The 21,767-nt window shown below is 38.9% G+C and carries 22 protein-coding genes; 17 read left to right on the forward strand and 5 right to left on the reverse strand.

What is annotated here, in order from left to right:
- Positions 1–276: 276 nt before the first annotated feature.
- From BFU02S_RS08510 to BFU02S_RS08540, 7 genes are all read left to right on the forward strand, one after another.
- On the forward strand, positions 277–1,779 hold the full coding sequence (locus BFU02S_RS08510) for a carboxypeptidase M32 (protein WP_066369148.1): 1,503 nt from the start codon (positions 277–279) through the stop codon (positions 1,777–1,779).
- Between the two features lie 175 nt (positions 1,780–1,954).
- Positions 1,955–2,143, forward strand: coding sequence for a hypothetical protein (locus BFU02S_RS16705; RefSeq protein ID WP_066369151.1), 189 nt, complete (start codon positions 1,955–1,957; stop codon positions 2,141–2,143).
- A 58-nt stretch (positions 2,144–2,201) separates the two neighbouring features.
- A complete protein-coding gene (locus tag BFU02S_RS08520) occupies positions 2,202–3,290 on the forward strand; it encodes a type III polyketide synthase (RefSeq protein WP_066369154.1) in 1,089 nt (362 codons plus the stop codon).
- Entirely contained in the window at positions 3,291–3,860 is a 570-nt protein-coding gene (locus BFU02S_RS08525; protein WP_066369156.1) for an isoprenylcysteine carboxyl methyltransferase family protein, read from the forward strand. It abuts the gene before it with no gap.
- A 308-nt stretch (positions 3,861–4,168) separates the two neighbouring features.
- The gene (locus BFU02S_RS08530) at positions 4,169–7,828 is read left to right on the forward strand and encodes a dynamin family protein (RefSeq protein ID WP_066369159.1); all 3,660 of its coding nucleotides are present in this window, start codon (positions 4,169–4,171) and stop codon (positions 7,826–7,828) included.
- Between the two features lie 16 nt (positions 7,829–7,844).
- Positions 7,845–8,672: a sulfurtransferase gene (locus BFU02S_RS08535; RefSeq protein WP_066369162.1), complete on the forward strand. Its 828-nt coding sequence runs from the start codon at positions 7,845–7,847 to the stop codon at positions 8,670–8,672.
- Between the two features lie 58 nt (positions 8,673–8,730).
- On the forward strand, positions 8,731–9,627 hold the full coding sequence (locus BFU02S_RS08540; RefSeq protein WP_066369165.1) for a 5'-3' exonuclease: 897 nt from the start codon (positions 8,731–8,733) through the stop codon (positions 9,625–9,627).
- A 24-nt stretch (positions 9,628–9,651) separates the two neighbouring features.
- On the opposite strand, the gene sspL is transcribed toward BFU02S_RS08540, so the two are convergent.
- Positions 9,652–9,789, reverse strand: coding sequence for a small, acid-soluble spore protein L (sspL, locus tag BFU02S_RS08545; RefSeq protein ID WP_066369167.1), 138 nt, complete (start codon positions 9,787–9,789; stop codon positions 9,652–9,654).
- 95 nt (positions 9,790–9,884) lie between these two features.
- On the reverse strand, positions 9,885–10,805 hold the full coding sequence (locus BFU02S_RS08550; protein WP_066369169.1) for a DMT family transporter: 921 nt from the start codon (positions 10,803–10,805) through the stop codon (positions 9,885–9,887).
- Positions 10,806–10,957: 152 nt separating this feature from the next.
- Between BFU02S_RS08550 and BFU02S_RS08555 the strand changes: the two genes are divergently transcribed.
- Positions 10,958–11,611: a reverse transcriptase-like protein gene (locus tag BFU02S_RS08555; protein WP_066369174.1), complete on the forward strand. Its 654-nt coding sequence runs from the start codon at positions 10,958–10,960 to the stop codon at positions 11,609–11,611.
- Positions 11,612–11,625: 14 nt separating this feature from the next.
- Positions 11,626–11,832: a zinc-finger domain-containing protein gene (locus BFU02S_RS08560; protein WP_369690658.1), complete on the forward strand. Its 207-nt coding sequence runs from the start codon at positions 11,626–11,628 to the stop codon at positions 11,830–11,832.
- Positions 11,833–11,864: 32 nt separating this feature from the next.
- Here BFU02S_RS08560 and cspD read toward each other — a convergent pair whose 3' ends face one another.
- The gene (gene cspD, locus BFU02S_RS08565; RefSeq protein WP_066369177.1) at positions 11,865–12,065 is read right to left on the reverse strand and encodes a cold-shock protein CspD; all 201 of its coding nucleotides are present in this window, start codon (positions 12,063–12,065) and stop codon (positions 11,865–11,867) included.
- Between the two features lie 241 nt (positions 12,066–12,306).
- Between cspD and BFU02S_RS08570 the strand changes: the two genes are divergently transcribed.
- The 3 genes from BFU02S_RS08570 (at position 12,307) to mntR (ending at position 15,410) form a co-directional block, all read left to right on the forward strand.
- Positions 12,307–12,579, forward strand: coding sequence for a hypothetical protein (locus BFU02S_RS08570; RefSeq protein WP_066369180.1), 273 nt, complete (start codon positions 12,307–12,309; stop codon positions 12,577–12,579).
- 162 nt (positions 12,580–12,741) lie between these two features.
- Positions 12,742–14,898, forward strand: coding sequence for a DNA topoisomerase III (locus BFU02S_RS08575; protein WP_066369182.1), 2,157 nt, complete (start codon positions 12,742–12,744; stop codon positions 14,896–14,898).
- Positions 14,899–14,984: 86 nt separating this feature from the next.
- The gene (mntR, locus tag BFU02S_RS08580) at positions 14,985–15,410 is read left to right on the forward strand and encodes a transcriptional regulator MntR (protein WP_066369183.1); all 426 of its coding nucleotides are present in this window, start codon (positions 14,985–14,987) and stop codon (positions 15,408–15,410) included.
- Positions 15,411–15,439: 29 nt separating this feature from the next.
- On the opposite strand, the gene BFU02S_RS08585 is transcribed toward mntR, so the two are convergent.
- On the reverse strand, positions 15,440–15,652 hold the full coding sequence (locus BFU02S_RS08585) for a DUF3892 domain-containing protein (RefSeq protein ID WP_066369184.1): 213 nt from the start codon (positions 15,650–15,652) through the stop codon (positions 15,440–15,442).
- Between the two features lie 91 nt (positions 15,653–15,743).
- Positions 15,744–16,652: a homoserine O-acetyltransferase MetA gene (metA, locus tag BFU02S_RS08590; RefSeq protein WP_066369187.1), complete on the reverse strand. Its 909-nt coding sequence runs from the start codon at positions 16,650–16,652 to the stop codon at positions 15,744–15,746.
- Between the two features lie 211 nt (positions 16,653–16,863).
- On the opposite strand from metA, the gene BFU02S_RS08595 reads away from it, so the two are divergent.
- The 5 genes from BFU02S_RS08595 to BFU02S_RS08615 all read left to right on the forward strand — a co-directional run bounded on the left by BFU02S_RS08595 (position 16,864) and on the right by BFU02S_RS08615 (position 21,735).
- Complete coding sequence (locus BFU02S_RS08595) at positions 16,864–17,388, forward strand: hypothetical protein (protein WP_066369189.1); 525 nt, start codon at positions 16,864–16,866, stop codon at positions 17,386–17,388.
- Positions 17,389–17,541: 153 nt separating this feature from the next.
- Positions 17,542–18,219 carry an HD domain-containing protein gene (locus BFU02S_RS08600; protein ID WP_066369206.1) on the forward strand — a complete coding sequence of 226 codons (678 nt, stop codon included), beginning with the start codon at positions 17,542–17,544 and terminating at the stop codon, positions 18,217–18,219.
- Positions 18,188–20,065 carry an ABC-F family ATP-binding cassette domain-containing protein gene (locus tag BFU02S_RS08605; protein ID WP_066369204.1) on the forward strand — a complete coding sequence of 626 codons (1,878 nt, stop codon included), beginning with the start codon at positions 18,188–18,190 and terminating at the stop codon, positions 20,063–20,065. The genes BFU02S_RS08600 and BFU02S_RS08605 overlap by 32 nt, the downstream gene beginning before the upstream one ends.
- An 87-nt stretch (positions 20,066–20,152) precedes the next feature.
- Complete coding sequence (locus BFU02S_RS08610; protein WP_066369194.1) at positions 20,153–21,292, forward strand: conserved virulence factor C family protein; 1,140 nt, start codon at positions 20,153–20,155, stop codon at positions 21,290–21,292.
- A gap of 8 nt (positions 21,293–21,300) precedes the next feature.
- Positions 21,301–21,735: a BrxA/BrxB family bacilliredoxin gene (locus BFU02S_RS08615; protein WP_066369196.1), complete on the forward strand. Its 435-nt coding sequence runs from the start codon at positions 21,301–21,303 to the stop codon at positions 21,733–21,735.
- Positions 21,736–21,767 lie beyond the last annotated feature (32 nt).

A 21,767-nucleotide genomic window follows, 5' to 3' on the forward strand; every position in this document is an offset into this window, starting at 1 on the left:
CCCCTTCTTTATCTTCTATTGATTCATAGCAGTCAAAACAATAAATCGCTTTTTGAGTGGAAATAACCCCATTCAAGAATCCATCCAGACAAAAAATCTCCTTTCCGCAGCTATTACACGTTCCAACCAATTCTCGCATTCAGTCACCCCCTTTATATTATTCTAAGTATATTTTACAACAAAAATTGGTTTCTGTTGTTTTTTTATCCTTCTTAGTAACCTTTTGTTAGATAAATATGATAAAATTTGGATGGTAAGAAGAAAGGGAGGGGTACAATGAATAAGGCAGCATTGGAGAAAGAGTTCTTGGATTATGTCAAGAAAATATCTGCATATTATGAAGCTCTTGGTTTAATTTATTGGGATCTGAGAACAGGAGCCCCGAAAAAGGGGATTGATCAGCGGTCGGAAGTAATTGGCGTCCTGTCTTCCGAAGTGTTTAAAATGTCTACCTCAGAAGAAATGGCTGTTTACATAGCACATTTATCGAAACAAGAATTACCAACAGTCACAAGAAAAATTCTTGATGAATGCAAAAAAGAATACGAACGGAATAAACGGATTCCTATCAAAGAATATAAAGAATATGTTGTACTGCAATCCAAAGCCGAAAGTGTCTGGGAAGAAGCACGTGCAAAGGGGGACTTTCAGCTGTTCCGTCCCTATTTAGAAAAGCTGGTGAACACGACGAAAAGATTTCTAGAATACTGGGGTTATAAAGGAAACAAATACAATGTCCTTCTAGATCTGTACGAACCAGGTGTTACCGTCGATGTATTGGATCAAGTATTTGCAGAACTAAAAGCGAAAATTATCCCGCTGGTAAAGAGAATTTCCGAATCACCTTATAAGCCGAACACCGATTTCCTGTTTCAAGATTTTCCGAAAGAAAAGCAGCGTGAATTTAGTTTAGCAATCCTTAAGCAAATGGGTTATGACTTTCAGGCAGGAAGGCTGGATGAAACCGTCCATCCTTTTGCTACTGGGTTAAATCCAGGTGATGTAAGAGTAACAACCAGATATGATGAACACGATTTTCGCACGGCGGTTTTTGGCACGATTCATGAGGGCGGTCATGCTTTATATGAACAGAATATTGCCAAAGAATTATTGGGCACATTGCTTTGTACGGGAACTTCTATGGGGATTCACGAATCCCAATCCCTTTTTTATGAAAATATGGTGGGCCGGGATTTTTCTTTTTGGAAAAACAATTACCCGCTGTTAAAGCAATACGCTGGCAGCCAATTTGATGGTGTCAGTCTTGAGAATTTTTATCGGGCCATTAACGAATCAAAACCTTCCTTTATCCGTATTGAAGCAGATGAACTAACCTATTCTCTTCATATTATCATCCGCTATGAGATTGAAAAAGGGCTGTTTAATGATCAAATAGAAGTAAAGGATCTACCTGCAATTTGGAATGACATGTATGAGCAATATTTGGGTATTCGTCCAAATAATGATGCAGTAGGTGTGCTCCAAGACGTTCATTGGGCAAGCGGCAGCTTTGGATACTTCCCGTCCTATGCTTTAGGGTATATGTATGCAGCCCAATTTAAACAAAAAATGCTCGAGGAAATACCGAATTTTGACCAATTACTAGAAGAAGGGAACCTCATTCTGATCAAGGAATGGCTTACCCGAAATATTCATCATTACGGAAAATTAAAAAAACCGCTGGAAATCTTGCATGATGTTACTGGTGAAGGCTTAAATCCCAAGTATTTAATTGATTATCTTTATGAGAAATACAGCAAGGTGTATCAATTAAATTAGCTTCATTCTTTTCCAATTTATAAAATGGAGGAATGCATAATTTATCAGAGTCACCATCTTCATGGTCACAAAATAAGCTAATAAAAAAGGGATCTTTGAAGAGAGTGATAGTTTTGGATAAATATTATTGCGAGAAATGCCGGCTTTTATATGACGATGAAGTGTACTGCACAGTATGCGGGGAATTGGCAAGCAAAAAAATCAAAATCGAGGTGCAAAAACAGCCGGAAAAATAGCGTGGTATTCTATTTGGAAAAGTTTATATAGTGAAGACTTGGAACATTCAAGTTATAATAAAAATGCACAACAACAACCTTCAAAACGTTTGCTTCTCCTTTATGGGGAAGCTTTTTTTGTTTTATAGGATATTTTTCAATAAAATGGAAAACATATCCTTATCACTATTCAAAAGGAGAATAAGGATGCCGGTAATTGTTTCTCTTGCGGAGGTTATTCCGCCATTTGAAATCGATCAGGAAAAAGCAACTGCGTTTGCCCGGGAATTATTTGCAAATACATATAAAGATGTTGAAAGATTGCTACAAGTGTTTCAAAATGGACAAATTGAAAGACGGTATTTTGTCAAAAATATTGATTGGTTTTGTGAGAATCATTCGTTCGCAGAAAAAAATCATGCCTATATAGAAGCTGCGGTCCAGTTGGGAAAGGTAGCAGTAGTGAAATGTCTAAACAATCATTTATTTTTAAACGAAACAATTCCATTTGAAGAAATCGATGCGATTTTTTTTATCTCTTCAACAGGTATGGCCACTCCGAGTATTGAGGCTAGAATTATGAACCAGCTGCCATTCGGAAGGCATACAAAACGGGTGCCAATTTGGGGGCTTGGCTGTGCGGGTGGTGCTGCCGGTCTGTCAAGGGCATTTGATTACTGTTTAGCTTATCCAAAAGCAAAAGTTCTTGTCTTAGCCGTTGAACTTTGCGGACTGACCTTTCAGCGCAATGACTTATCGAAAAGCAATCTGATCGGGACCTCTCTATTTGCAGATGGCATTGCTTGTGTTTTAGTAGCAGGCGAAGAAGCCGACATGAAGAAATATATTAAGATACCGGTTCTGCCTTCGATTATAGCAACAAGGTCTACTTTAATGCCTGATTCCTTGGATGTAATGGGCTGGGAACTGAAAGATGAGGGATTGTTCGTTGTTTTTTCCCGTCATATTCCCCAAATTATAGAAACATGGTTAAAACCCAATGTCACTGAATTTTTACTTAACCACGATTTAACCTTGGAACAAATTGATTATTTTATAGCCCATCCAGGCGGCAAGAAAGTGCTGGATGCCTATGAATCATCCTTGGGAATTCCGCAAGATATGACGGCTATATCCCGTGAAGTTCTAAAACAATTCGGAAATACATCTTCATCTGCAGTTCTTTATGTTTTAAAACGGCACTTGGAGATGGAAATATCAAAAGGTTCGTATGGGTTATGCTGTGCATTGGGTCCGGGGTTTAGTTCAGAATTACTGTTAATGAGGTGGGACTAAATGCGTGATTTTCTTCTATTCACCATTTTCATTAGCTTTATTATTTTTCAAAGAGTAGTGGAGCTTTTGCTTGCCAAAAGTAATGAGAAATGGATGTTAAAGCAGGGGGCAATTGAATTTGGTAAACGACATTATCGGATGATGGTGATACTGCACTTTATGTTTATGATCTGTTTTTCCATGGAGAAGCTTTTGCTTAATCGCGGGTTATCAACATTGTGGCCAGCCATTTTTGGCGTGTTTATTCTTGCGCAAGTTTTGCGAATATGGATTATCGCTTCTCTTGGAAGATGTTGGAATACAAAAATAATTGTGCTGCCGCAATTTCCTGTTATCCGAAAAGGACCATATCGTTTCTTGAGACACCCAAATTATGTTGTGGTATCACTTGAAATAATAGTAATCCCGTTGCTTTTTTCCGCTTATTTTACTGCTATTATGTTTACGGTTTTAAATAGCTTGGTCCTGATGATTCGGATTCCTGCAGAAGAAAAGGCTTTAAAGGCATTGACTGCATATGAAGGAATATTTCAAGATTGTCATCGTTTTGTTCCAAAGTTCGTTAAATAATGGTGAAAGTTTTCTTGAGAAGCATTGAAAAGGCTCTCAACCTATGATAATATGTAACCATTAATGAAAATCATTCTCAAATGTTCGAATTAAGGAAGGTGTTCTTGATGACCTATGCATTTGTCGGTGCTGTTATTATTGTTTACGCATTTGTCATGAAGCACGTGTTAAAACATACGACCTGTTAAATCGTTTTCGTTCAAGCCAGGGGAATTCTTCCTTGGCTTTTTAAGTTTGTTCATATAGGAAAACTTCGATTTATCGTATAAAATAGAACTATTACTACGTTGTTAAGGGGAAATAACAAAATGGTAAAGACCTTAAGTCCAAAGGAAACAATGGAAACACTAAAACAAAAAATCGCTTTGACATATCAATTTTTGATGGAGCACGATGATTCAGAATCTGCTGTAAAAGTAAAACAGCTGGCGCAAAAATTAGCCAGCCGCGAGTTTACAATTGCTTTTTGCGGTCATTTCTCAGCTGGGAAATCGACGATGATTAACCGGGTGATCGGTGAAAATTTACTTCCGTCAAGCCCAATCCCTACAAGTGCAAACCTTGTGAAAGTGAAATCGGGAGAAGATTACGCCAAAGTGTTTTTTAAAAATGAAAAACCGAGGCTTTATTTGGCGCCATACGATTATAATTTAGTGAAAAATTACTGTAAAGATGGCGACCAAATTGAGGAAATTGAAATCAGCTACAGTGATTCAAGTTTGCCTGAAAATACAGTTGTGATGGATACACCTGGAATTGATTCTGCTGACGATGCCCACCGAATTGCAACAGAGTCGGCTATCCATCTAGCAGATTTGATTTTTTATGTAATGGACTATAACCATGTTCAGGCAGAATTGAATTTTTTATTTACAAAAGAATTAATGAAAGCTGGAAAAGAAGTTTATTTGATCATTAATCAAATTGATAAGCATAAAGATGAGGAATTGAGTTTTCAAGAGTTTCAAAACAGTGCTGCGGCGGCTTTTGCCTCCTGGGGAGTAAGACCGGCACGAATTTTTTATACTTCATTAAAGCAGCCATCACATCCTTATAATGAATTTAAAGAGCTGCAAGATTTTATCGCGGAAAAACTGGCAAATAAAGATCAGTATTTACTTCCGGCTGTTTTTCAATCGTTAAAAAAAGTAGCTCATGACCATATAAAAAAGGCACAAAAAACGGGAGAAGAGGCGCTATCTGCTTATATTGAAACACTAAACGAGTTAACGGAGGATGAAAGAGCAGCATTACTAGAATCATATAAAAATACGGCTGCGAAACTGCAAAACAGTATACAAAGTAGAGCCGACATCGAAAAGGCATTTGATGATGAAATCAATCAAATTTTAAAGAATGCTTATCTCATGCCTTTTCAGACAAGAGAATTAGCTGAACGTTATCTGGAAAGCCGCCAGCAGGAATTTAAGGTAGGTTTCCTGTTTTCTAAGCAAAAAACAGAACAGGAAAGAAATGTTAGATTGGAATGTTTTTATCAGGATATCCAGGAAAAAACAAAGTCTCAGCTGGAATGGCATATACGTGAATATTTACTTGCTTGCTTAAAGGAAAATCAGTTGGATCACGGGGAATTGTTAAGTTTGGCGCAATCTTTTTCCCTTTCGGTGCCAAAAGAATTATTAATGAATGCCGTAAAAGCCGGGGCACGCTTAACCGGGGATTATGTCCTACATTATACAGAAGATGTTGCAAACAATATAAAGAAGCTCGCCAGAACGCAGCTTGATTCCTTTAAACAATTATATTTAAAAGCGCAAGAGGAGCAATCAGCTAAAGCCACTTTCATGTATGAACAAAAGTTACGTAACATGGAAAGGTATGTTGAGGCTCTAGAACAGCTGCAAACATTTGAACGAACCATCCAGGAAGAAGAGCAGCAAATTGATCGTATTCTAACAAACGATGAAAATTTGATAAATGCTTACCAATATATCTTTGATCAAGAGGATAAAGAATACGAAGTGGTTAAACCCAGCCAAAAAGAAGACTTTGTACAAGAAAAAGGTAGCAAACCAGTAACTTTGCAGCACATTGAGCCTACTGTTAAACAGGAAGATGCTTCCAATGAGGCAGAGGAACATTTGCAAAGAACCATTGGCCAGCTTGGTCAAGCTTCAGAATTGATCAAGAGTCTTCCAGGATTTCAAAAACTTGCTAATGAACTTTCGGAAAAGGCCATGCGTTTGAAAAACAAAGGCTTCACTGTCGCATTATTTGGAGCTTTCAGTGCAGGAAAGTCTTCTTTTGCGAATGCCTTGATGGGTGAAAAGGTCTTGCCTGTTTCTCCGAATCCGACAACAGCCGCCATTAATAAAATCAAACCTGTCACTGCCGAGTATGGGCATGGGACAGCATTGGTAAAATTTAAAGAAGAAAAAGCGATGCTGGACGATGTTAATCGTTCCTTAAATGTCTTTGATTTGCACGCAGCCGATTTAGCAGAAGCATTACAACATATAGGCCGCATTGACTTTACGAAAAGTCAGGAAGGAGCCTCCGAGAAAACCCATTTTGCTTTTTTACAGGCGTTCACCAATGGGTATGAATCATTCATCCATCTTCTTGGGACGATTAAGGAAACCGATATAACAGAATTTCATGATTTTGTCGCTAAAGAAGAAAAATCCTGTTATGTGGAATGGATTGAGCTTTACTATGACTGTGAATTAACAAGAAAAGGCATCACCCTTGTTGATACGCCTGGAGCTGACTCGATTAATGCCCGCCATACAGGAGTGGCATTTGATTATATTAAAAACTCGGATGCGATTCTTTTTGTTACCTATTACAATCATGCCTTTTCTAAAGCGGACCGTGAGTTTTTAATTCAGCTGGGGCGTGTGAAGGACTCTTTTCAATTAGATAAAATGTTTTTCATCATCAATGCTATTGACTTGGCAGAAAGTGAAGAAGAACAGCAGGCAGTGGTCGAATATGTGAATGAACAATTGATGAAATATGGGATACGAAATCCTCATCTATTTCCGCTGTCAAGTCTCCTAGCTTTACAAGAAAAGATTGGAGAGAAACTCAAGACGCCAACGGGAATGAGACTCTTTGAAGAGCAATTTTATCAGTTTATTTCTAATGATTTAACCGAAATGACCGTGTCCGCTGCCGAAAGGGAATTAGCCCGTACTGCTGATTTAGTGGCAAAACTCATTCAAACCTCACAAGAGGATCAAGACGCTAGACAGAATAGACTTCAAGAGATTGAAAAACAAAGAGTCTTAATTGAAAAAGTATTTACGCAAGCAGATTCTGACAATCTTAAGCAGCGTTTTGTCCAGGAAGCAGAGGAATTGCTTTTTTACATTAAGCAGAGGGTCTTTTTCCGTTTCAATGATTTCTTTAAAGAGTCATTTAACCCATCGGTGCTTCGAGATGATGGACGGAATTTGAAAAAGGCATTAAGACACGCGCTTGATGAATTTCTGGAAAGTATTGGATATGATTTAGCGCAGGAAATGAGGGCAACAACAGTTAGACTGGATCGTTTTGTTGAAAAGCTGTTTACGGATTATCAGATTGCATTTACAAGAAGCCTTACAGACATTAATCAGGATCTGTCTTTTTCCGCTTTTGAAAAAAATAAGTTTGCTGAAATTGAATTTGCATCAGCATTCGCCGAGGTAAACAGACAGTTGTTTGCAAAAGCGATGTCTTACTTTAAAAACCCAAGAACTTTCTTTGAAAAAGATGAAAAAAGAATGATGGCAGAAGAACTTGAATATGTTTTAAGTCCACTTGCTGACCATTACTTAAAAACCGAAGCCGGCCGGTTGATTGAGCATTATATCGCTGAATTAAATAAGGAATTTTCAAGATTGATAGCTCAGATGAAAGAACAAACGGATGATTATTACTTAAGTCTGCTTGCCGCATTGGATGGCGGTGTTTCTGTCGAGCATCTGCTGGAAATTCAAGCTCAGCTGCAAAAAAGCTGATGGGGAGGAATTTATCGTGAAATATGTCCGAGATCAAGAATGGCTGCTAAAAAATTTACATGATCAAACAATTAGAATTGTTGATTGCCGGTTTTCTTTGGCTCAACCGGAAAAAGGCAAGAGGGAATATTTGGCCGGACATCTGCCAGGCGCTGTCTTTTTCGATTTGGAAAAAGATTTGTCCGGCTCCATAGAAAAACACGGTGGAAGACATCCGCTGCCGGATATGAAAGAATTCGTCTCTAAATTAGAAGCACAAGGTATTGATGAAACTAAAACGGTCGTTGCGTACGATGGGGGAGAGGGTTCATATGCTGCCCGTTTTTGGTGGTTATTGCATTATTTAGGGCATGAAAAAGTATTTGTCCTTGACGGCGGCTATCAAGAATGGATGGATGCTGGTCTTCCGATTACTACCGAAACTCCAGTGTTTTCGAGTACAATATTTCAAATTTCTTTAAGACCAGAAATTTTGGCAGAAATGACCGAAGTAAAAGCAGTTGCTGAAGGGAAGAACAGGAACGCTGTATTAATCGATTCTCGTGAAGAAAAGCGGTATTTAGGAGTGGAAGAACCAATTGATAAGAAAGCAGGACATATCCCTGCTGCGATCAATAAACCTTGGATGAAAGGGATGGAAGGCGGCCGTTATAAAGCGGCCGACCTTCAAAAAGAAAGGTTCAGAGATGTCAGTTTCGATCAAGAAGTGATTGTTTATTGCGGTTCCGGCGTAACTGCATGTCCCAATTTCCTAGCCTTAAAAGAAGCAGGCTATGAAAAAGTAAAACTTTACATCGGCAGCTTCAGTGACTGGATTTCCTATGAAGACAATAAAATCCAATAAGTTTTTCGTTTATGTGCTATAATGGACAACGTGCTGTTTTCAGAAGGGAGTCCAAAAGATGGAAAAACAAAAGCCTGTATTTATGCTTGTTGATGGAATGGCCTTGTTATTTCGTGCGTTTTACGCGACTGCTGTAACCGGGCAATTTATGATCAATTCAAAAGGAATTCCGACAAATGGCATTCATGGGTTCATCAAACATTTATTTACGGCTGTTGCAGCTTTTAACCCGACACATCTTGCTATATGCTGGGATATGGGCAGCAAAACCTTCAGGACCGAATTGTTTGCTGACTATAAGGGGAATCGCGGAGAAGCACCGCCAGAGCTGATTCCCCAATTTGAGCTAATAAAAGAGGTCACCGCTTCCTTTAATATTCCCAATATTGGTTTGGAAGGCTTTGAGGCTGATGATTGTATTGGCACGATTGCCAATCAAGTAAAAACAGAGGCAGCTGTTTTGATTCTAACTGGAGATCAGGATATCCTGCAGCTGCTTGACGATCACATTTCCGTTATTTTGCTCAAGAAAGGGTATGGAAATTATCATGTCCATACACCGGATACGTTCAAGGAAGAGAAAGGGATTTCACCAAGGCAGATGATTGATTTAAAGGCATTGATGGGAGATACAAGTGATAATTATCCTGGTGTCAGGGGAATTGGCGAAAAAACCGCTTTGAAGCTCCTAAAGGAATTCGAACACATAGATGGGATACTAGCAAATTTGGAGAAACTTTCAAAATCACACAAAACGAAAATCCAGCAGGATCTAGACATGCTCCATTTGTCCAGAAGACTTGCTGAAATAAGAATTGATGTACCAGTCAGCTGTTGTTTTGAAGAGGCTTGCTTGAAAATTGAAAAAGAAAAGGTATTAAATAAATTGCATGAATTAGAGCTTAGAGGTGTTGACCGGCTACTTTCTGCCTATGAAAAGGTTGTCCCGATTTGAGACAACCTTTCTGATCAACCAATATTATTTCGTATTTTTCTTCTTTGCTGCATTTTCGAGCTTGCTTTTCGGTTCAGTGGCAAACTCTGTATCCCGTCCATATCCTTGCGGATTCACCGCAGGAGCTTTTGCTCCGCGATTTCTGCCTCCCGGTTTACCCATCATCTCACCTCCCACATTAATTATATTTCACGAAAAAATCATAAACATAAGCGTAATAAAACCCCCCCTTTCTGTAAATGAAAGGGAGGATTTCCTTATCCTTCAAAACTCTTGCTTTTTCTAATCATTCGGATTTTTCCCGCAGGTAATTCAGCGAAGATCATGCCCATAAAAATAAGCATACAGCCAAATAACGCACTATATGATAAATGTTCATGTGCCCAAAAGAACCCTGTAATCGCGGCCACAACCGGCTCCATGGTGAAAATTAATGCCACTCTTGTTGTGGATGTATACTTTTGGAACTTGGTTTGAACGAAAAAGGCAACTGCCGTTGCAAAGACACCTGTAATAACCAAGGCTATAATGATATCCTTTGAAAATAATAACTGTGGATTTAAAACCTTTTGCCAGTCCTCAAAACAAATCGAGAAAAAAACAGATAGAACAGCCACTGTTAAAATTTGAATAACTGTTAGCAGTAAGGTTGGATACTTACTAGAAAATTTGCTTGTTAAAATAATTTGAAAAGCAAAGCTAATAGCACAAATAAATACAAATCCATCGCCAATATTTAATCCAGTCACGTCTGTCATTGTCAAGAGGAATAGTCCGATGGTTGCTGTCAGTACCCCTAATATAGCATTTTTACTAGGTACTTGTTTTAAAAAAAACAGCGAAAATAATGGTACTAAAATAACACTTAAGCCTGTTATAAAGCCGGCCTTTGAAGTAGTTGTGTATAAAAGTCCGATTGTTTGTGTAATATAACCAAGAAAAAGCCAAAATCCGATCAAAAATCCTGAAGCAATTAATTTGAAATTTATTTCTTTTAACTGTTTTCTTTCGAATATGAAGAGGCCGATTATAAGTAAAATGGCGGCCAATAAAAAGCGGATACCATTAAAAGCGATAGGCGGAAGAAAATTAATTGCATCTTGAACAATGACAAAAGTCATTCCCCAAATGATGGTGATAAAAAGTAAGCTTAAATCTGCAAATATTGGATTTTTCATGATGATTTTTGCCCCCGATTTCATTTTTTTCCACAATTCGTATAATTGTCAGTTTACCATATATTAATATAGTAGTGGATAATATTTATTTTTGTCATACACTTATGGGTATGATAAAAATAATCATTTAATGAAATGAAAGGACTTTATGTATGAAATATCGGCTCGAATGGAAATACAACGTTGTTAATGAAAAAATTCAGATATCCTCTGATTGGGTAACAGGTGAAACAGCCATTCAGTTAGGGGAAGAGCTCGAAAAAACTGGGAAAATATCAGATCTGTATTTTTACGACGAAAGAGGTACCTCCTGGATTTTAAAAGAAATGAAAAAACTTCTAACTGAAATTGAGGATGAACCTCATGATATTCTTGTCTATTTTGATGGCGGGTATCTGAAAGAATCGAATCAAGCAGGCCTTGGTGCTGTGATCTTCTTTAAACAGGGGAAAAAGAAATACCGCATCCGGGCCAATGAACGAATTGATCAAATGGATTCAAACAATGAAGCAGAATATGCAGCTTTTTATTTTGCCCTTAATATTCTCGAAGACTTAGGGGTACATCATTTATCTTGTGAATTTAAAGGGGATTCCCAAGTCGTCTTAAAACAGCTTGAAGGAGAATGGCCATGTTATGAGCAGGAATTAAATCGCTGGCTTGACAGGATTGAGGAGAAAATCGAGACTTTGGGAATTAAACCGACGTACACAGTGATTTCAAGAAATGAGAATAAGGATGCTGATAAACTTGCGACACAGGCATTAAATGGAAAGGATATTTTTGCTAAAACGTTAATTTTATAAAAGGCGGTGTTTAAGTGAAAGACATAATGAGAAAAGAACTATTGAATCAAGTAGAGAAGATCATGCAGCAATATTGTGAAGGCTGTTTTTTACACAAGTATTTAAAGAAAGAACATGGCCGAAGGTATGCTCATCAGTTTTGTATTTCCCAATGTACAGTTGGTGAAAATCTGAAGGAATACGGGGAGAAATTAACTTCATATGATATCAAAAAAGGCTGACAAAAAATTGTCAGCCTTTATCATTATGTTAATTATAATTTAACGACATTTGCAGCTTGAGGTCCACGGTTGCCTTCTACGATTTCAAAGGAAACTTCTTGGCCTTCTTCTAATGTTTTATAGCCTTCGCCTTGGATTGCGCTGAAGTGTACGAATACATCGTCGCCGCCTTCAACTTCGATAAATCCGAAACCTTTTTCATTGTTGAACCATTTTACTTTTCCGTTTTGCATGTACTTCTTCCTCCTAAGCCTTTCAAGACACCGTGGTGCCAAAGATCAATATTACCATGTAATAGAATGACTAAAGTGAAAACTTTAAACATATTACATGATGTTTTAAATATACAATAACTGCTATTGACAGTCAAGAAAGCGCTTGAAATTTTTTAGGGGAATATGCAGAATATTTTAACATAAAATGCCTGCTGGCTCATACTTTAAATAAAAAATGAAGATAATAGGGTGGGATGGGATGTATCGATTTTCGATTGATGGGGAGGAGTGGCTTTTAAGATTTTCGTCGACTCTTTCTATTGGCGAGGAGGAAAAGCAGGCTATTTTGCTTTTACTTCTTCATATTGGGGAAGATTTAGCTCACTTTTCTCATGGGGATGCTTTTATAATGTTTACGAAAAAAATTGGTGCTGTTATATTTGGTGTTGAACGGATTCCCTCATTTATTTTGACCATCTCAAATATCATCCCAGAAGAAAACTGGTATATGGAAGATTCCAGTGTAAAATGATAAAATGAAAACAAAGGAGCGGCCTTAAAGCGGCTCCTTTTCTATTGGAATGAATACATTTGTTTTGCGAATATTGGAAATGAGTTGATTTCATCTTTACGTAAGAAACGTTTAATGGGAAAATAAAGGGTGACGTTTTTTCGATTGAAGGGGAAATTAAATATGAAAGTCGTGATCGCCGAAAAGCCCGATCAAGGTTCGGCCTTGGCTTCGGTGTTTGAACATAGAAAGCAAAATGGGTTTATAGAAGTCTTTCCTAATGATGTGTTTCAAAACGGCGCTTATGTGACATGGGCAATCGGCCACATCTGCCAGCTTGTACCACCAGAAAAATACCAGCAAGTATGGAAAAAATGGTCGCTTGATAACTTGCCCATCATTCCGGAACAATTTGAATATGAAGTAACAAAGGATAAAGCCAAGCAATTTGCCACCATAAAAAAATTAGTTTCTGATCCACAGGTCACTGAAATCATTCATGCAGGGGACGCTGGAAGAGAAGGGGAACTCATAATCCGGAATATTCTTAGGCTTATTGGATGCAAAAAACCAATGAAACGCTTATGGATTTCCTCTATGACCCCTAATGCCATACGGGAAGGCTTCCAGAAGCTTTTATCGGAGAATGAAACACGCCCCCTTTACTTTGAAGCCTATACCCGTGCATGTGCAGATTGGGTCGTTGGGATGAATGCCTCAAGGTTATATAGTTTGCTGCTGCAAAAGCACGGTTTCTCTGATGTGTTTTCTGTTGGCAGGGTACAGACCCCTACACTTGCCTTAATTGTCAAGCGTGAACTAGAAATTGAAAATTTTAAGCCGGAGCATTTTTGGGAAGTGGAGGCTTTATTTTTAATAAACGGGAAAAAATATACAGGAAAATGGCAGAATGATGGCGAAACCCGGGAGAAAACAAAAGAATTGGCAGAAAAAGTAGCTGTCTTCTGCCGGGATAAACCGGCTGAAGTAAGTGAAGTCAAATCGGAGCAAAAGGAATTTATGCCGCCGCTCTTGTACAATTTATCTGCTCTTCAGGCTGAAGCCAATAAACGGTTTAAATTTTCACCAAAGAAAACTCTAGATGTTCTCCAGCAACTTTATCAAAAAGGATTTACATCTTATCCCCGTTCAGATTCGCGATATGTAACGAAAGAAGAAGCAAATTCATTCCCAGAGATTCTGGGGAAAATAAGCCGTCTGAAAGATTACGAAGAATATTTTCCAGTACCGTTTGCCTCAATCGCTGATAATAAACGCTATGTAAACGAAAAAAAAGTTACGGATCACTACGCGATTATTCCGACGGAGCAAATCCCCAATATCGATAAACTTAGCCAGGATGAGTGGAAACTATATGATTTAATTGTGCGAAGTTTAATAGCCGCACATTTTAACAAGGCAGTTGCCGAGTATACAACAGTTACAACAGTAGTGGACGGACGAGCTGCTTTTGTCTCAAAAGGAAAGGTTCAGCTTGAGGAAGGCTGGAGAAAAGTGTTGAATCAAAAGGAACAGGATGACGAACCAGCACTGCCAAAGCTTGCAAAAGGAGAGCAGGGGAATACAGTGAAAGTGACGGTGAAAGAAAGCCAGACCCAGCCGCCGAAACGCTATACGGAAGGTCAGCTCATAACGCTCATGAAAACAGCCGGCAAGCATATCGAAGATAAAGAGTTGGAGAGAATTCTCACCAAGACAGAAGGGCTAGGTACAGAAGCGACAAGAGCCGGAATCATTACGATGCTAAAGGACCGCTCATACATTGACATAAAAAAGAACTTGGTCTATGCCACTGCAAAAGCGAGAATCTTAATAGAAGCCGTTGGAAAAGAAATCCTGGCTTCACCGGAAATGACAGCGCAGTGGGAGCAAAAGCTGAAAGAAATATCTGAAGGTACTGCCTCTCCAAAGCATTTTATGGAACAGACAAAAAAGATGATCCATCATTTAATTACTACAAGTATCAGACAATCTGATCAATGGGTATTTTCCAAAGAGATGGCCGAAAATTTTACACCCGCTAGACAAAAAAAGAGTAAAAAATCGCCTTCAAAGCTGGGACCTTGTAAAAAATGCGATGGATATTTGGTGGATAAAGGAACCTTTTACGGCTGTTCTAACTACCAACAGAATCACTGTGATTTTACGATCTCGAAGAAAATTCTTGGAAAAAATATCACTCAGAAGAATATAAAACTACTTCTTTCAGAAGGAAAAACAGAGCTAATTGAAGGATTTACAGGAAAAGAGAAAACATTTAATGCCCGATTAATCCTGGATGAACATGAAAAAAAGATTAAGTTCTTATTTGAAGCGTAGGCTAAATCGGGAAAATTAGAAATAACCTTGTCACTCTAATCTTTGTATAGTAAACTTTTAATGATTCTTTTTTTGGAGGGTACGGGATGCCAACACCAAGTATGGAAGATTATATTGAACAAATTTATAATTTAATTGAAGAAAAAGGCTATGCAAGGGTTTCAGACATTGCAGAAGCGTTATCTGTCCATCCCTCCTCAGTGACAAAAATGGTACAAAAGCTTGATAAAGATGAGTATTTAGTATATGAAAAGTACCGCGGGCTTGTATTAACCCCAAAAGGGAAAAAAATCGGTAAAAGGCTTGTATTCAGGCATGACCTGCTCGAACAGTTTCTCAAAATCATTGGGGTGAAAAATGAAAATATATACAACGATGTGGAAGGAATCGAACATCATTTAAGCTGGGATTCAATTGAACGAATCTTTGACTTGGTTCAATTTTTCGAGGAAGACGAGAAACGTATAGCTGCATTAAGAGAAATTCAAAAACAAAATGAACAAAATGATTAAATTGGAAAGCACCCTTTTATGGGTGCTTTCTAAAAAAAGTTTGGATATTGGTCAAAAGAATGATCAGCATCGGGAATGAGTGAAAATGTTCCGTTTGCTTCTTCTTTTAGCTGCAATCCTTGAATTTGCCCGCTTTCGACCTCCATCAATGCTTTTCGATAAGAAATAACCCTGCCTTCAGAGGTAACAAAATTGATAATCTCCCCCATATGATTGCGATGAAGGGCAACAATTGTTTCCATTATGCTTCCTCCTAATTGTATACCTTGCATCACTATTCTTTCTAAATTGATCGTAATATAAACTTAAATTGCGCTAGAAGAGCTGGGTTGCTTATTCCCATATATATGGCGTTTCCTGATAAACATAATAGTTAAGCCAGTTTGAAAAGAATAAATGTCCGTGTGAACGCCAGCGGTTGATTGGCGGCTGGGTCGGGTCATTATTGGGAAAATAATTTTCAGGCATATGAATTTTTAACCCTCTCTGTAAATCCCTTTCATATTCTTGGGCCAATGAATCGGAGTCATATTCCAAATGACCGGTAATCATGACATGTTTTCTGTCACGCGAAGCGATCAACAAAGCACCCGCCTCCTCAGATGCAGCCAAAAGCTTTAATTTTGGATGATGTTTTATCGCTTCGATGGAAACATCTGTATAGCGTGAATGAGGAGCGTAGAATTGATCATCGAATCCGCGCAATAAAATATCATTTTGTTCAAAAATTTTGTGTGCGTAAATCCCGGAACATTTTCTTTTCAGTTCGAATTTCCCTATATCGTAATGGTAAAAAAGTGCAGCCTGGGCTCCCCAACATATATGTAGAGTAGACGTCACATTTGTATTAGTCCATTCCATAATTTCTGTCAGCTCAGACCAATATTTCACCTGATTAAATGCCAATAGTTCTACCGGGGCTCCTGTAATAATCATCCCATCGAATTTTTGACCTTTAATTTTCGAAAAAGTAGTATAAAACTGTTCAAGATGCTGCTTGCTCGTATGGGTTGATTCATACGAAATCGTTTTTAAGAACTTTACATTCACTTGCAATGGCGAATTTCCCAGCAAACGCAAAAGCTGTGTTTCTGCTTTTTCCTTTTCAGGCATTAAATTCAAGATTAGAATATTTAATGGTCGGATATCCTGGCTTGTGGCCCGCTCATCATCCATAATGAAAATATTTTCTTGCTCTAATATTTCCCTTGCAGGCAATAATTTTGGTATATTTATTGGCAACTTTCTATCCCCCTTGTTTTGTTGAGCATCAGGTGACGGTTGGCTCGAAGCCGGAAAACGCCACGCCTAACGCTTTTCTCAGTCGCTACATTCATTAATATTAGCCTTCGTGTGGTATGTCAATGAATATTTTAAAGATTCAATATAACAATTATAAGCATTATGTTTCATTCCGAAAAGACCAAATTTTCAAAAAGGAGTTTTCGTGCAAATGTTTGATCCAACAGCTTTTGATAATATGAAGACAGTAACTGAAGGAGCTCTTTATGATTTGGATTTAGCTGGAGAAATCACGATCATAGACCGTAATGATGTACTGAATATCGCCAAAATGTCCCGCCAATTTACAATAAGCTTTAAATTGCCCGCTCATCAAATTACGGCCACTATGGAAATGACAGCAGAAGTAAAACATTTGGCTGCAGAGCTTTTGCCGGGGTTGCTTTCCAATGAGACTGCAGGCTGCTATATGAAACTGCAATTTTGTTTTAAAACGCATGACAAATTATCAAATTACCAGTCAATAGCCGACATTTTGCGGAAAATCTGGGGAGATGAAAGAAAAATCAGCCAATCGGTAGAATATAATCCGTTAGACAATTCAAGAAAAATAAAAAATGTGGTGACGGTCGATTTTTCCAGAACGATTGGAGAGGCGCAAATGGACGACTTAGTTGAAATGATTGATTTTATGGTCACTACATTAGAACAGCTAGCGACATTTCTTGGATCTTAGGGAATTGAATTGATAACAAGCCTCGTTTTAGAAACCAGCTTTTTGCTGGTTTTTTTCTGTCAAAATGTAAACCTGAGTATTCCTGATCCACATTTCCTTTTTTCAGCTGACAGCATTCATGATAAAATAAGCTGGATAAGGATGGTGTACTTTGTGAAAGATGAGATAATTCGGCAAACGGAGGAGTATGTCCGTAATGAATTAGGAAATGATGCGACTGGCCATGATTGGTATCATATCGATCGTGTCCGCCGCAATGCATTATATATTAGCAAAAAAGAACAGAAAGGAGAGCCGTTTATCATTGAAATGGCCGCACTCCTTCATGATATACCCGATGAGAAATTAAACAATGGTCCAAAACAAGGAGAACGAAAGTTAGCAGCCTTTCTGGAAACACTTCCATTGGAAACAGAAGATAAAGAACACATCTGGCAAATCATTGCTACGATTTCTTATAAGGGCGGGAGCGGGCGGCCGCTCTCGTCGATTGAAGCAGAAATCGTTCAAGATGCCGACCGTCTTGATGCGATTGGAGCGATTGGAATTGCCAGAACATTTGCTTATGGCGGGAAAAAAGGCCAGCCGATTTACGACCCAAACATAAAAGCCCGGGAAAAAATGAGTTTGGAAGAATATCGAAACGGCAGATCATCGACCATTAATCATTTTTATGAAAAACTGTTGAAGCTGAAAAACCTGCTGAATACAGAGACGGCCAGAAAAATGGCGGAAAGCCGCCAACAATTGATGGAACTATTTTTACAACACTTTTATGAAGAATGGATGGTTATAAATGATGAAAATACTGACGGTGGAAAATGTCTCTAAATCGTATGGGGAAAAGCAGTTATTTCAAAATATTTCTTTTACAATTGCGGAAAAAGAAAGGGTCGGCCTGATTGGAGTAAATGGCACCGGAAAAACTTCACTCTTAAAAATCGTTGCCGGTGCAGATCTGCCGGATGAAGGAACAATTATAACTGGGAAAGATTATACGATTTCATTTTTACACCAGCAGCCTGAATTCAATACGGACCGAACAGTATTAGAACAGGTTTTCCTTGGCGACGCACCGGTAGTAAAATTAATGCGCGAATATGAAAACACTTTGCTTAAATTAAATATCAACCCCAATGATTCAAACATCCAGGATGAGTTTTTCCGCTTGCAGAAACAAATGGATGCTCTTAATGCCTGGGAAGCTAGCACCAATGCCAAGTCTATATTAACAAAGTTGGGGATTGAAGATTTTACGCAAAAAGTCAGCCAACTGTCTGGCGGTCAAAAGAAACGGGTTGCTTTAGCACAAGTATTAATTGCCGAACCGGATTTGCTTATTTTGGATGAGCCGACGAACCATCTTGACTTCGCTGCTGTTAAATGGCTTGAAGAATATTTAAACAGGTATAACGGTGCGATTTTGCTTGTCACACATGACCGTTACTTTTTAGACAAGGTCACAAATCGAATATTTGAATTGGATCGAGGGAATCTATACAGCTATAAAGGGAATTACGCGGCATTCCTTGAAGCAAAGGCTATACGGGAAGAAAACGAAGCCGCTACGTTTGAAAAGAGAAAAAATTTGTTCAAGAGAGAACTTGAGTGGATCAGAAGAGGGGCCCAGGCAAGATCAACAAAACAAAAAGCACGGATTCAGCGTTTTGAAGAACTGAATAACAAGCTAGTAAACGGAAAAACAAGTGCTGAGAAACTCGATATTTCATTAAATGGCAGTCGCCTGGGCAAACAAGTTTTTGAATTAAGGAATGCCTCCAAGCGTTTTGAGGACAAAATGATCCTTGACCACTTTAATTTATTAGTGAAACCCGGGGATCGGATAGGTATCATTGGCAAAAACGGTGCGGGGAAATCGACCCTGTTAAATATCCTGGCCCAGAGGATTCCGTTAGATTACGGTGAGTTTTTAACAGGTCAAACTGTTAAAATTGCGTATTATACCCAGGAAAGTGAAGATCTGGATGAAAATAAGCGAATGATTGAATATATTAAAGAAACGGCGCAAATTGTCGAGACATCTGATGGGAAAACCATTTCTGCGGCCCAGATGCTAGAGCGTTTCTTATTCCCTCCCTATACACACGGCACGCCCATCCGTAAACTTTCAGGAGGAGAAAAACGCCGGCTTTACTTGCTGAAAATACTAATGTCAGCGCCAAATGTGCTGCTTCTTGATGAGCCGACAAATGACCTTGATACACTCACTTTAACTGTTTTAGAAGACTATCTGGAAGATTTCCCCGGCGTAGTCATGACGGTCTCACACGACCGCTACTTTCTTGACAAAGTAGCCAGCCAGCTGTTAGTTCTTAAAGGAGAAGGAAAAATAGAATCCTATTATGGTACTTATACGGAGTATCTGGAAAAAGAAACAATGGAAGAATCGCCAAAACAAGTAAACAATAAACCAGTTCACGTTAAAGAAAAGGAAAAGAAGAAAAAAATGACGTATTTGGAGAGAAAAGAATGGGCTGAGATCGATGACGTGATTGCCAATACAGAGGCAGAGCTTAAAGATGTAACGGCAGAAATGGCAGCCGCAGGCAGCGACTTTTCCAAACTGCAGGATTTAATGAAACGGGAGACAGAGCTTAATGAGAAGCTGGAGCATTTAATTGAACGATGGACATATCTGGCTGAGCTCGTAGAATGATAGGCCAAGTTAAGTGCTTCTCACATGAATGAATCCTAATCGTTATGTTAAACTTGTGAAAGATATTAAAAGAATCAGGTGATTGTGTTGAACATTAGGTCGATCGAACCGACGCCAAGTCCAAATACAATGAAAATTTTGCTCGACCAGGAACTGCCGATGGGCAAAAGCCATAATTACAAGAAAGAAAATGCACTAGACGCCCCGCCAGTTATAAAAAAGATCCTGGCGATTGAGGGAATAAAAGGAGTCTACCATGTCGCTGACTTCTTTGCTGTGGAAAGAAATGCCAAATATGATTGGCAGGAATTGCTTCCTCTTGTAAGGAACGCTTTCGGAGAAAAGCCATCGGAAACAGTAATACGTAAACAGGCGCCAGGCAGCCACTTTGGAGAAATAACTGTTGAAGTGCAAATGTTTAAAGGGATTCCGCTACAAGTAAAACTGACTGACAACTCAACAGAAAAAAGGTACGGAATGCCTGAATATTTTTTGAAAGCACGTGAAAGGGCCCAACTTGCAGAAGATAATTATATATTCTTGAGGAAATGGAAGAATCTTGGTGTGAGATATGGTGATTTTGATCAAGTTGGCGAGGAGGTAGTGGAGGAATTAATTGCTGCCTATCCAAAGAATCGTCTGGAGGAACTTGTCAAAGCAGCCCAGGCAAATGATCCGGCCTCGATGCAAATAGCCAATCGCACGCGCAGGAAAGTCACACTGAAGGAATTCCAAAATCCAGATTGGCACGTGCGTTACCAGCTGCTTGAACAAATGGATGATCCGGAACTTGCTGATCTTCCTCTCCTTGAAAAAGCGCTAACGGATGAGAAGCCTTCCATTCGTAGACTGGCAGCCGTTTATTTAGGGATGATAAAAGATCGGGCGGTACTGCCGCTTTTATACAAAGCATTACATGATAAATCAGTTACAGTCCGAAGAACAGCTGGAGATTGCCTGTCGGACCTTGGATTCTCTGAAGCGGCAGATGAAATGGCCAAATCGTTAACTGATCCAAGTAAATTGGTGCGTTGGCGGGCGGCGATGTTTTTATATGAAACTGGCGACGAACGCTCGCTTCCGGCCCTTAAACTCGCAGAAAATGATCCGGAGTTCGAAGTACGGATGCAAATTAAAATGGCGATCGAAAGAATCGAATGCGGCGAAAAAGCCAAAGGCTCTGTTTGGAAGCAAATGACAGAGGCCAGAAAAAATGAAATGGAGTGACGAATAACATGTCAAATGCTTATGAAGAATATATGCGCCAAATGGTTAAGCCCATGCGTGAAGAATTAACAAGAGCCGGTTTTAAAGAATTGACAACGGCTGATGCAGTCGAAGAATTTATGAATAATGTAACAGGTACGACACTCGTAGTAGTAAATTCTGTCTGCGGTTGTGCTGCAGGATTAGCTCGTCCGGCAGCGACACAAGCTGTTTTAAATAGTGAAAAGAAACCAGATCATCTCGTAACCGTTTTTGCTGGTCAGGACAAAGAAGCAACCGCAAAAATGCGCGAGTATTTTGAAGGAATCGAACCATCCTCTCCTTCCATGGCGTTATTGCGCGATCAAAAAGTAGTTCACTTTATTCCAAGACATGATATTGAAGGAATGCCAATGGAGACAGTCATGGAAAACTTAATGAATGCATTCGCAGTATATTGTTAAATAAGAAGAGCGCAAGCGCCTTGGTCAGCCTG

The organism is Neobacillus fumarioli NBRC 102428 (assembly GCF_001591485.1).
GTDB classification, from domain to species: Bacteria; Bacillota; Bacilli; order Bacillales; family Cytobacillaceae; genus Neobacillus; species Neobacillus fumarioli.